We start from the raw sequence: 12,629 nt of genomic DNA, 5'->3' as shown, positions 1-12,629 counted from the left end.
TCCCAAAATAAGGAAAGGCTTCTTTTCTGTCTGAATAGAGGTTATGACGATTTGTTCTTTTTGAGACCAAAAGGCACTTTACTTTCCGTACCATTTTTTATGCGAACAATATTAGAGCTATGTCGAACGATCACAATAATCATAGCAATCCAAGCAATCACAGCGAACAACATATCTCCTAAAAAAAGAGAAGCGATTGCGGCAATGATTACAGCAATGATGCTCGCAAGACTGACCATACTCGTAACATATAGGGTAGCCCCCCAGATAGCGGCTATACAAAGGAGAAATAAAGGTTGCGCGCCTAGTGCAATACCTGCACTCGTTGCGACTGCTTTGCCTCCTTTAAACTTAGCAAATATCGGAAATACGTGTCCGATAACAGCGAACAAACCAACGACCATAGGGTGAACATTACTTCCTAAAAATAGTGGTAATAGAGCCGCGATGGTTCCTTTTAAAATATCCATTACTAAAACGATTGTTCCGGCGGTTTTTCCAAGAACTCTATATGTATTTGTTGTTCCTGTATTCCCGCTTCCATGTTCGCGAATATCCGTTTTAAAAATTAATTTACCGATCCATACACCTGAAGGAATTGATCCCAGTAAATATGCCAAGAGAAACATAAGCGTTTCTATCAAGGTCTTCACTCCTTAACTTACCAATTTATATCTTTGTCTATCATACCACGTATCAGAATAAAGGAAAAAGAAATTTTATCGTAATCTGCATATTGATTATTGACTCAAAAAAATATAAAGTTAGAAATTGAGTTGGAAGAAAGATTCACTTTAGAAGTTAAAAAGGATTTATTCAGCACATATGTTCTTCACAAAAACGCTGATTTTATGGTAAGATAAATATGCTTGCTTAAAACAGGATGGGAAATTTCCTATTTTCTTGTAATTAGATCAGTAGCTTCTTCAAATATATTTGAAGAATAGAAATATAAGGAGTGGCTAGAATTGGCTAAAAAACCACAATATGATGATGCATCGATCCAAGTACTAGAAGGATTAGATGCAGTTAGAAAAAGACCTGGTATGTATATTGGGTCAACGGATTCAAGAGGGTTACATCACCTTGTCTATGAGATTGTAGATAACTCGGTTGATGAGGTACTAGCTGGATTTGGAACTGAAATATCCGTAAAAATTAATAAAGATGGTAGTATCTCTGTCTCAGACGACGGTAGAGGTATGCCAGTGGGCATGCATGCTTCCGGCATACCAACAATCCAAGTCATCTTTACTGTGCTCCACGCAGGCGGTAAATTCGGTCAAGAAGGTGGCTATAAAACTTCGGGAGGGTTGCACGGTGTAGGTGCTTCTGTTGTTAATGCACTTTCAGAATGGCTGATTGTAGAAGTCGTTCGTGAAGGTACCTTATATACTCAGAGATTTGAAAAAGGTGGAAGACCCGTTGGAAAACTGAAACAAGAAAAAGCGGCTAAAAGAAAAAATGGTACGACAATCCATTTCAAACCAGATACAACAATCTTTTCGACTGTTGATTACTCTTACAGTTTGCTATCAGAACGCTTAAGAGAGTCTGCCTTTCTTTTAAAAGGGTTAAAAATAACACTAACAGATGAAAGAAACGGTCACGAGGATACTTTCCATTACGAAGAAGGTATCAAGGAATTTGTTCATTATATCAATGAAGAAAAAGATACATTGACACCGATTGCTTATTTCGAAGGCGAAAATAATCAGATTGAAGTTGAATGTGCTTTTCAATACAATGACGGTTACTCAGAAAGTGTCTTGAGTTTTGTCAACAATGTTCGAACAAGAGATGGCGGAACGCATGAAATCGGAACGAAAGCGGCAATTACAAAGACTTTCAACGAATATGCCCGTCGTACAGGTCTATTGAAAGAAAAAGAAAAAAACCTTGAAGGGACAGATGTCAGGGAAGGTATTGCAATCATTATTTCTGTTAGAATTCCTGAAAACATCTTACAGTTCGAAGGTCAGACTAAGAGTAAGTTAGGAACAACAGAAGCGAGAGCAGCCTGTGATACGGTCGTATCTGAGCAATTAAATTTCTACCTTTCAGAAAATGGAGAAATGAGTCAGCAGATTGTCAGAAAAGCGATCAAGGCGCGTGAAGCTCGTGAAGCTGCCAGAAAAGCCAAAGAAGAATCTAGAAACGGTAAGAAAAAGAAACGCGAGACTTTGCTTTCTGGTAAGTTAACACCGGCACAGGGACGAAATGCTAAAAAGAATGAACTGTATCTTGTAGAGGGTGATTCCGCAGGTGGTTCAGCTAAACAAGGAAGAGATCGTAAATTTCAGGCAATTTTACCTCTTAGAGGTAAAGTGATCAACACTGAAAAAGCGAATATGCAAGATATTTTGAAAAATGAAGAAATTAGTACAATGATTTATACGATCGGAGCAGGAGTAGGACCAGAATTTGATATCAAAGACTGTAACTACGATAAAATTATCATTATGACCGATGCCGATACGGATGGCGCGCATATCCAAGTCTTGCTTTTAACCTTCTTTTATCGTTATATGAAACCATTGATTGAGCAAGGGAAGATCTATTTGGCATTGCCCCCTTTATATAAAGTTTCTCAAGGTAAAGGAAAAAATGAGAAGACAGATTATGCTTGGACGGACGAAGAACTTTCTGTCACATTGAAAAACTATGGTAAGAATTATATTATCCAACGGTATAAAGGTTTAGGTGAGATGAACGCTGATCAGCTTTGGGAGACCACTATGGATCCAGATACTAGAACGCTGATTCGAGTGACTCTTGATGACCTTGCACAAGCAGAACGTCGTGTATCGGTTTTAATGGGTAACAAAGTAGATCCAAGAAGAAAATGGATTGAAGAGAATGTGGAATTTTCTTTGGAAGAAGATGGAAGTATTCTGGAATCGACTAACATACTGGAAGAGAATGAACTGAACTCTTAACAGCTAGAAAGGTTTGAAGAACTGAATGTCAGAAGAAAGAGTAGAAATTCAAGAATTGACATTAGAAGATGTTATGGGCGACCGTTTTGGACGTTATAGTAAATATATCATCCAAGAGCGTGCGCTCCCAGATATTAGAGACGGACTAAAGCCGGTTCAGCGTAGAATTCTTTACGCAATGTTCTCGGAAGGGAATACCCAAGATAAAGGTTTTAGAAAATCTGCTAAGACTGTCGGGAACGTTATTGGGAACTATCACCCTCACGGGGATAGTAGTGTTTACGATGCAATGGTAAGACTAAGTCAGTACTGGAAAATGCGTGAGCCTTTAATAGAAATGCATGGGAATAATGGTAGTATGGATGGTGATCCACCAGCAGCTATGCGTTACACGGAAGCGCGACTTTCTAAAATTGCGGATGAATTGCTTGCTGATATCGACAAAGAAACAGTGGAATTTGTACTGAACTTTGATGATACAACACATGAACCGACTGTATTACCTGCTAAATATCCTAACCTCCTTGTAAATGGAGCTACAGGAATCTCAGCAGGTTATGCAACCGATATTCCTCCGCACAATGTAGGGGAAGTCATCGATGCAGCCATTCACTTGATTGGTAAACCTAAAGCTTCGACTCAAGATTTAATGCAATACATCAAAGGTCCTGATTTCCCAACAGGTGGTATTATTCAAGGTGTCGCGGGTCTGACATCAGCGTATGAAACGGGTAAAGGCAAAATCGTTGTTAGATCCAAAACGGAGATTGAAACCGTTCGTGGAGGAAAACAACAAATTGTGATCACTGAGATTCCTTATGAAGTAAACAAGGCGAATATGGTTCGTAAAATGGATGAAGTCCGAATCAATCGTAAAGTCGAAGGGATTGCAGAGGTACGAGATGAGTCAGATCGTACCGGTCTAAGAATTGTTATTGAATTAAAAAAAGAAACAAATGCAGAAGGTATTTTGACATACCTATTTAAAAATACGGATCTTCAAATTTCTTACAACTTAAACATGGTTGCCATTGATGAAAGAAGACCTCAACAAGTAGGGTTGAAGCAAATCCTGAGTGCTTACTTGGATCATAAACGCGATGTCACTTTGAAACGTACGCAGTTTTTACTTCGTAAAGATCAAAAAAGAGAACATATCGTTGCTGGATTGATCAAAGCTATTTCAATTCTTGACGAAGTGATTAGAGAAATCAGAAACAGTCAAAACAAATCAGATGCAAAAAATAATCTGATTACGAAATTCGAATTCACTGAAGCGCAGGCCGAAGCAATTGTGAGCTTGCAATTATATCGTCTGACGAACACAGATATTACACAACTTCAAAAAGAAGAAGCTGAGTTACAGAATCGTATCAAGCAGTATAGAGAAATTCTTGATAGTGAAGCCAAATTAAATGCTGTGATGAAAAAAGAATTAAAAGAAACGCAGAAAACGTATCGTTCAGATCGTCTAACTTCTATCGAAGAAAAAATCCAAGAACTAAATGTGGATACGGAAGTTCTGATTGCTGAAGAAGATGTGATTGTTTCTGTAACTAAAGAAGGCTACTTGAAACGAACTAGTCTAAGATCTTATGGTGCGTCGGAACCTTCAGAGATTGGATTGAGAGAAGGCGACTATCCAGTCTTTGCTGAAAAATTAACGACGCTACAGCAGATTCTGATATTCACGACAAAAGGAAATGTCATTAACCGACCTGTTCATGAACTTCCGGATGTAAGATGGAAAGATTTAGGCCACCATATCTCCCAATCCATTACGTTGAGTCAAGACGAGAAAGTTCTAGCAGTTTATCATATGACTGAGTTTAATGAAGCGCACAAATTTGTTCTAATCACCCGAGAAGGTTATATCAAACAAACGACTGCGAATGAGTATGAAGCGAAAAGAACGTACCGTACGAGATCAGCAAATGGGATCAAGTTGAAATCAGAAACAGATCGATTAACAGCTGTTTATTACATCGATGATCAAGATACAAGAGACGTTTTCCTAGTTTCAAATCGTGGCTTTGGTTTGAAGTATGGTCTAGATGAAGTTTCTGTTGTTGGAGCAAACGCGGTTGGTGTTAAATCAATGGATCTTAAAGAAGAAGATTACATTGTCTCAGGTACTGTCTTTAAACGTGACCAGAAACAATCTAACGTACTACTCGTTACCCAGCGTGGGGCAGTTAAGAAAATGAACCTACTAGACTTTGATCCAATTTCAAGAGCTAAGCGTGGATTACATGTGCTGAAAGAATTGAAGAAAAATCCACACCGGGTTACTTTGATGATAGATGTTCATGACAACAATGCCTCTTATACAATCATTACAGATAAACAAAAGACTTTTGAGCTTACACCAAAGGCTTACAAAGTTAGCGATCGTTACAACAATGGTTCATTCTTCTTAGATGAAACCTCTGATGGCATTCCGGTAGATTTTAAAGTGAATCATATCGTTGAGGTAGATACCTCTTCGGATGAAGCTGAAAAGAAAGCTTAAAGGATCAAATAAAAAAGACGTGCTTATGAGAAATCATAAGTACGTCTTTTAATTTTAAAGATTATTTACCATTGTAAGCCTGTCTGTAAACTTCGGCTAATTCTTTTACAAGGGGTAGTTTAGGGTTCGCTGTTGTACATTGATCTTCAAAAGCCCGTTCGGCTAGATCATCCACTAATTGATCGAAATCTTTTTTATCAACATTGTTTTCTTTGATACTCATAGGAATAGCTAGTTGTTCAGCTAATTGATAAATCGCATGGATTAAACTATTGACACCTTCTTCTGTTGTAGATGAAGGTAAGCCAAGTGCTTTAGAAATCTCAGCGTAACGTATGTCAGCTATAAAGTGTTCATATTTAGGGAATGAAACAAATTTAGTCGGTTTTTTGGCATTATAACGGATGACATGTGGAAGTAGAATCGCGTTTGCTCGACCGTGGGCGATATGAAACGCTGCGCCTAATTTATGTGCCAAGCTATGGTTGATTCCTAAGAATGCATTGGCAAAAGCCATACCGGCTATTGTAGAAGCATTATGCATTTTTTCTCTAGCTAGTTCGTCGCTGCCATCACGGTAAGCTTTTGGAAGATACTCGAAGACAAGTTGTATCGCTTTAATTGCAAGCCCATCAGTATAATCATTTGCCATATTCGATACATATGCTTCTATCGCGTGCGTTAAGACATCCATTCCAGTATCTGCAGTTACGATTTTCGGAACACTCATAACAAATTGTGAATCAATGATCGCCACATCAGGCGTTAGCTCATAATCTGCTAGCGGATACTTGATATTATTTTCATTGTCCGTAATGACTGCGAAAGAAGTGACTTCAGATCCTGTACCGGAAGTTGTTGGGATCGCAACGAATTGTGCTTTTTCACCAAGCTTAGGATATTTATAGACACGTTTTCTAATATCCAGAAATTTTTGTTTTAAGCCATTGAAGTCAGTATCTGGGTGTTCGTAAAAAAGCCACATACCTTTAGCAGCATCCATTGGTGATCCCCCGCCTAAAGCAATGACGACATCGGGTTGGAATGCGCTCATAGCTTCTGCACCACGAAGAACGGTTTCTTTAGAGGGGTCTGGTTCAACATCGGAAAATACTTCGCAGTGAACATAATCAGGACGTTTTCTTAAATAGTAAAGAACTTTATCTACGTAACCTAATTCAACCATCATTGGGTCTGTTACAATAAAAGCTCTCTTGATGTCTGGCATTTTAGAGAAATACTGGACAGAATTCTTTTCAAAGTAAATTTTAGGTGGCAATTTGAACCACTGCATATTATTGTTTCGATTTGCACGTTTTTTGATATTGATCAAATGCGTTGTCCCTACATTTGTAGAAACAGAATTCCCGCCATAAGAACCACAACCAAGTGTGAGTGAGGGGAGGTAAGCATTGTAGATGTCTCCAATAGCACCTTGAGAGGAAGGGGCATTAACGATCAGACGACCAGCTTTCATTCTTCTTTCGAATTGTTCAATCACTGTTTCATCTAACGAATGAATAACAGCTGAATGTCCTAGACCACCATGTGCCAGCATTTCTTCAGCTTTTTTCAGTCCTTCTTCGGTACTATTCACTTTGTACACTGCAAGAACAGGACTGAGTTTTTCTCTAGATAATGGATACTTTTTACCCACACCTTTTAATTCAGCCATTAAAATTTTCGTATCTTCTGGGACGGAAACACCTGCCAGATCAGCTATATCATAGGCAGATCTTCCAACAACAACGGCATTTAAGCCACCGTCTTCTGTAACCATAAAGGTTTCAATTTTTTGTCGCTCTTCATTTGATAAGAAGTAGCAGTTATTTTCTGTCATTAACGATTTAACTTCCGTATAGATTTCTTTATCAATGATAACAGCTTGTTCTGAAGCACAAATCATACCGTTATCAAAAGTTTTTGAAAGAATCAAGTCATTAACGGATCTTTTGATATTTGCAGTTTTTTCAATATAACAAGGAACGTTTCCGGCGCCAACACCTAGGGCTGGTTTTCCTGAGCTATAAGCGGATTTAACCATGCCAGGACCGCCTGTAGCTAGAATGGTTGCGACTCCATTATGTTTCATCAATGTCTGTGTTGCTTCCACAGAAGGGGTACTGACCCATTGTATACAATGTTTTGGAGCACCAGCTTTTACGGCAGCTTCATATACTGTTTTAGCCGCGGCTACACTGGAGCGTTGTGCAGAAGGGTGGAAAGCGAAAATGATCGGGTTTCCTGTTTTGATTGAGATAAGCGATTTGAACATTGTAGTAGAAGTTGGGTTGGTAACTGGTGTTACTCCTGCAATAACGCCAATCGGTTCTGCTATAGAAACCGTACCTTCATGCTTATTTTCCTCAATGATACCAATTGTCCGATCATTTTTAATGCTGTGATAAACATATTCTGTCGCAAATAGATTTTTGATGATTTTATCTTCATAGACACCACGCTGAGTTTCTTCAATGGCCATTTTAGCCAAAGACATATGATTGTCCAAGCCTGCCAGAGCCATTTGTTTAACAATTTCATTGATCTGTTCTTGATTGAGCTGGGATAGAGATACGAGTGCTTGTTGAGCATTATCCACCAAGACATCGATTGTATTTTCGACAGTGGGGACAGGTTTTTCTGTTTGTTTGACGGAAACTAATTGAACCATAATTAAAACCTCCATTTTATGTGAAATTGTGAGCAATTAACTTTTAAAAAATAACTTTACTGTTCACCCTGATAATATAATCTATGGGTTCGAGCAAAGTACCTCTTGTTTACAAACTGACTATAGCATATCGATCACGATAATAGTCAATATACTTGTGTCTGTTTTGTGAACAAGTACACAATTATAAGTGTGAGGTTTTTAGTAATTCTCAAAAATTGTTAATTAGTTCATTGTTTCACTTGTTGGGAAATAGTATATGTGATATATTGAGCTTGAAAAAATCAAAATGTAAAGGAGTCAGTATAATGGAAAAACAAGAAGTAGAATTAAAAAGCTTTGACCAATTTTGGAAGGGCTTTAAAGGGGATAGCTGGAAAGGAACGATTGATGTTAGAACATTTATTCAATTGAATTACTATCCTTATGATGGAGACGACTCATTTCTAGAAGAAGCTACTGAAAATACAAAAGCATTATGGGCGCAAGTAATGGTTTTAAATAAACAAGAATTAGAAGCTGGCGGAATGTTAGATATGGATACTGAGGTTGTATCAACCATTACTTCTCACGGCCCAGGGTATCTAGCGAAAGAAAAAGAGCAAATCGTTGGATTTCAAACAGAAAAACCTTTTAAACGATCTTTACAACCATTTGGTGGCATTCGTATGATGGAACAGGCAGCGGAATCTTATGGATTCGAAGTGGACCCAATGCTGTCACATGTATTTAGAAACTGGACAAAAACGCATAATCAAGGTGTATTCGATGCTTATACTCCTGAAATTAAGAATGCCAGAAGAACGGGTGTGATTACTGGGTTGCCAGACGCATATGGTCGGGGGCGCATTATTGGAGATTATAGACGGGTCGCTTTATACGGAGTCGACTTTTTGATCAAACAAAAAGAAAAAGATCGATTAAATTGTGGAAACGGTATGATGAGCGAGAAAGTCATTCGTCAGCGCGAAGAGCTCAGTGACCAGCTCAGAGCGTTAGTAGAATTAAAAGAACTTGGAAATATTTATGGGTTTGATTTATCCAAACCCGCTCAAAACACAAAAGAAGCTTTCCAGTGGCTATATTTAGGTTATTTAGCAGCAATCAAAGAACAAAACGGTGCTGCCATGTCACTAGGGAGAACGTCTACGTTCTTGGATATTTATATTGAAAGAGACTTAAAAGCTGGTTTGATGACCGAAAAAGAAGTGCAGGAACTGGTAGATCACTTTGTTATGAAACTGAGATTAGTGAAATTTTCTCGAACACCAGAGTACAATGAACTATTTTCGGGAGATCCTACTTGGGTAACCGAGTCTATTGGAGGAGTAGGGATAGATGGTCGCCATATGGTCACTAAAAACAGCTACCGTTTCCTGCATACTTTAACAAACTTGGGGCCAGCGCCGGAACCAAATTTAACTGTTTTGTGGTCAACTAGACTACCGAATACTTTCAAAGAATATTGTGCAAAGGTTTCAATCGAAAGTAGTGCGGTGCAGTATGAAAATGATGATATCATGCGTCAAGAATGGGGAGACGATTATGGTATTGCCTGTTGTGTCTCTGCGATGCCAATTGGAAAACAAATGCAGTTCTTTGGAGCTAGAGCGAACCTAGCTAAAGCACTGCTTTATGCCATTAATGGCGGCGTTGACGAAAAAACAAAGACGCAAGTAGGACCTAAATATCAGCCGATTACGAGCGAAGTGCTGGACTACGATATCGTTCTTGAAAAATATGATGACATGCTTGAATGGTTGGCTGGGATGTACATCAATACGTTGAACATCATCCATTATATGCATGATAAATACAGCTACGAACGGATTGAAATGGCTTTACATGATACAGATGTAGCAAGAACGATGGCCACAGGAATCGCTGGTTTTTCCGTTGCAGTAGACTCACTTTCTGCCATAAAATATGCCAAGGTCAAAACGATCAGAGATGAACAGGGATTAGTGACGGATTACGAAATAGAAGGAGATTATCCAAAATACGGAAATAATGACGATTTAGTTGATCAGATTGCCATAGATCTTTTAAAAACCTTTATGAGTAAAGTTAAAAAGCATCCAACTTACAGAGATGCAAAACATACGACATCTATTCTAACAATCACTTCAAACGTCGTATACGGTAAAAAGACTGGTAATACGCCGGATGGTAGACGAGAAGGTATGCCATTTGCGCCAGGGGCTAATCCGTTGCATGGTAGAGATACAAATGGAGCGCTGGCGAGTTTGAATTCAGTAGCGAAGCTTCCCTACTCAGAGTCGCTTGATGGTATTTCCAATACATTTTCAATTGTACCGAAAGCGCTGGGTAAAGAGGATGAAACACAAAGAAAGAACTTGGCTATGATGCTAGATGGGTATGTCAAGAAAGGCGGACATCACTTAAACGTGAATGCTTTAAATCGAAAAACGCTAGAAGACGCTATGGAGCATCCAGAAGAATATCCTCAGCTGACCATTAGAGTTTCAGGTTATGCAGTGAATTTTGTGAAATTGACAAGAGAGCAGCAGATGGATGTCTTGAGTAGAACGTTCCACGAAACGATGTAAGAACACCAAGTATAAATGGAGGAATAATGATGACAGAACCAGCAGTAGGATACGTACACTCAACAGAAAGCTTTGGATCCGTTGACGGACCAGGTATTCGTTTCATTATCTTTATGCAAGGATGCCGGATGCGCTGTGAGTTCTGTCATAATCCGGATACTTGGAACATGGGTGGAGGTACACCTTATACGGCGGAAGAAATGATGGTAAAGGCCATAGACTATAGAGAATATTGGGGAGAAGAAGGGGGCATCACAGTAAGTGGTGGAGAACCACTTCTGCATATTGATTTTTTGATTGAATTTTTCAAATTAGCCAAAGCAAAAGGTGTCCACGTTTCACTCGACACGTGTGGTCAACCATTCACTTATGACGAACCATTTTTTAGCCGATTCGAAGAATTAATGGAGTACACAGATCTTGTCTTGATGGATGTAAAGCATATCAATAATGACATTCATAAAAAGTATACGATGCACTCCAACGAAAGTATTTTGAATATGGCCCAGTATTTATCTGCGCGGGGTATTCCAATGTGGCTTAGACATGTGCTGGTTCCAGAACGTTCTGACTACGATCATTATTTAGAACAGTTAAATACCTTTATAGAGAAACTGGATAGTGTAGAAAAAGTAGAAGTACTTCCTTATCACAGATTAGGTGTTTACAAGTATAAGGAACTGGGTATTCCTTACAAACTAGAAGACATTGATCCACCAACAGCTGAAAGAGTCGCCAATGCAAATCGGATATTACAGACACATAAATATAAGTAAGTGACTACTTTAGAGTAGAACGAATCGAACAATCCTCATAAATGACTTAGGATGTTTCGAATGGTTCTGCTCTTTTGCGTTTCAAGATTGAATTTTGAACTAAAATCCTATATTCTTAAAGTATAAATGATGTAAAAGGAGATTTTTTAATGAGTGAAATTTTAGTTTTTGGACATAAAAGTCCTGATACAGATGCTGTGACGTCTGCGATCAGCTTCAGTTACTTGCAAAACCAACTTGGTTTAGATACTAAACCTGTCGCATTGGGTTCGATTACGGACGAAACGTCTTATGCATTGGATTATTTCAACGTTGATTACCCAGAAGTGGTAACGACCGTTTCAAATGAAGTGAAACAAGTTATGTTGGTCGATCATAATGAAGCGCAACAAAGCTCGGATGATATCGATCAAGTTGAAGTGTTATCTGTGGTCGATCACCATAGAATCGCTAATTTCCAAACAGCGAACCCTCTTTATTATCGTGCAGAGCCAGTTGGTTGCACGAATACGATTATCTTCAAAATGTTCAATGAAAAGAATATTGAAATTCCAAAAGAGATTGCAGGCCTTATGCTTTCAGCAATCATTTCGGATACCTTACTGCTTAAATCGCCTACCTGTACAGAAGAAGATGTTACGGCTGCAAAAGCATTAGCTGTCATTGCTAATGTCGATCTTGAGATTTATGGTGTAGAGTTATTAAAAGCCGGTACAAAAACAAGCGATAAATCTGAACAGGAATTACTAGATGCAGATGCGAAGACTTTCCCGATGGGAGACAAAAATGTCAGAATCGGTCAAGTAAATGTGGTAGATGTTCAAGAAATCATTGATAGAAAAGACGCGCTACTTGAAGCGATGAAAAAACAAAGTGAAGCAGAAAATTATGATGTATTCTTATTACTGATCACAAATGTGCTTGAAAATGATTCAACCGCAATTCTATATGGCCCACACGAGCAGGAAGTTACTGAAGCCTTAGCAACAACAGTTAAGGACAATGTATTATTCTTAAAAGGCGTTGTTTCGCGTAAAAAACAAGTCGTCCCTCAGTTAACCACTAAATTTCAATAAATAGGATATAGAAAAACCCCAACAAAGTGTTTAGGCACGTTGTTGGGGTTTTTGACTGTTCTTAAGAAGCGCATAACAAACACGG

The 12,629-nt window shown here is 38.6% G+C and carries 7 protein-coding genes; 5 read left to right on the top strand and 2 right to left on the bottom strand.

The annotated features are described in order from the left end of the window. Positions 1–41: 41 nt before the first annotated feature. Positions 42–644 (bottom strand): glycerol-3-phosphate 1-O-acyltransferase PlsY, encoded by a 603-nt coding sequence (gene plsY, locus VXN63_RS01875; protein ID WP_327756273.1) that lies wholly within the window; start codon positions 642–644, stop codon positions 42–44. Positions 645–968: 324 nt separating this feature from the next. On the opposite strand from plsY, the gene parE reads away from it, so the two are divergent. Next, a complete protein-coding gene (gene parE / locus VXN63_RS01870) occupies positions 969–2,939 on the top strand; it encodes a DNA topoisomerase IV subunit B (protein ID WP_327756272.1) in 1,971 nt (656 codons plus the stop codon). A gap of 25 nt (positions 2,940–2,964) precedes the next feature. Continuing rightward, positions 2,965–5,451, top strand: coding sequence for a DNA topoisomerase IV subunit A (gene parC, locus VXN63_RS01865; protein ID WP_327756271.1), 2,487 nt, complete (start codon positions 2,965–2,967; stop codon positions 5,449–5,451). A gap of 61 nt (positions 5,452–5,512) precedes the next feature. Here the strand turns inward: parC and adhE are convergent, their stop codons facing one another. After that, positions 5,513–8,122: a bifunctional acetaldehyde-CoA/alcohol dehydrogenase gene (gene adhE / locus VXN63_RS01860; RefSeq protein WP_327756270.1), complete on the bottom strand. Its 2,610-nt coding sequence runs from the start codon at positions 8,120–8,122 to the stop codon at positions 5,513–5,515. Positions 8,123–8,430: 308 nt separating this feature from the next. Here adhE and pflB point away from each other — a divergent pair, with 308 nt between their 5' ends. The 3 genes from pflB (at position 8,431) to VXN63_RS01845 (ending at position 12,544) form a co-directional block, all read left to right on the top strand. Next, positions 8,431–10,692, top strand: a complete 2,262-nt coding sequence (gene pflB, locus VXN63_RS01855; protein ID WP_327756269.1) for a formate C-acetyltransferase — start codon at positions 8,431–8,433, stop codon at positions 10,690–10,692. A 29-nt stretch (positions 10,693–10,721) separates the two neighbouring features. Beyond that, the gene (gene pflA / locus VXN63_RS01850; protein ID WP_327756268.1) at positions 10,722–11,468 is read left to right on the top strand and encodes a pyruvate formate-lyase-activating protein; all 747 of its coding nucleotides are present in this window, start codon (positions 10,722–10,724) and stop codon (positions 11,466–11,468) included. Between the two features lie 149 nt (positions 11,469–11,617). Further along, positions 11,618–12,544 (top strand): manganese-dependent inorganic pyrophosphatase, encoded by a 927-nt coding sequence (locus tag VXN63_RS01845; RefSeq protein WP_327756267.1) that lies wholly within the window; start codon positions 11,618–11,620, stop codon positions 12,542–12,544. Positions 12,545–12,629: the final 85 nt, after the last annotated feature.

Source organism: Marinilactibacillus sp. XAAS-LB27, assembly GCF_036039175.1.
Lineage (GTDB): Bacteria > Bacillota > Bacilli > Lactobacillales > Carnobacteriaceae_A > Marinilactibacillus.
The sequence above is the reverse complement of the archived record's forward strand: the minus strand, read 5'-3'. Positions and strand labels throughout refer to the sequence as shown.

Coding starts and splice junctions, on each gene's coding strand:
- VXN63_RS01845 (WP_327756267.1), top strand. CDS start 11,618: ATGAGTGAAATTTTAGTTTTTGGACATAAAAGTCCTGATACAGATGCT.
- pflA (WP_327756268.1), top strand. CDS start 10,722: ATGACAGAACCAGCAGTAGGATACGTACACTCAACAGAAAGCTTTGGA.
- pflB (WP_327756269.1), top strand. CDS start 8,431: ATGGAAAAACAAGAAGTAGAATTAAAAAGCTTTGACCAATTTTGGAAG.
- adhE (WP_327756270.1), bottom strand. CDS start 8,122: ATGGTTCAATTAGTTTCCGTCAAACAAACAGAAAAACCTGTCCCCACT.
- parC (WP_327756271.1), top strand. CDS start 2,965: ATGTCAGAAGAAAGAGTAGAAATTCAAGAATTGACATTAGAAGATGTT.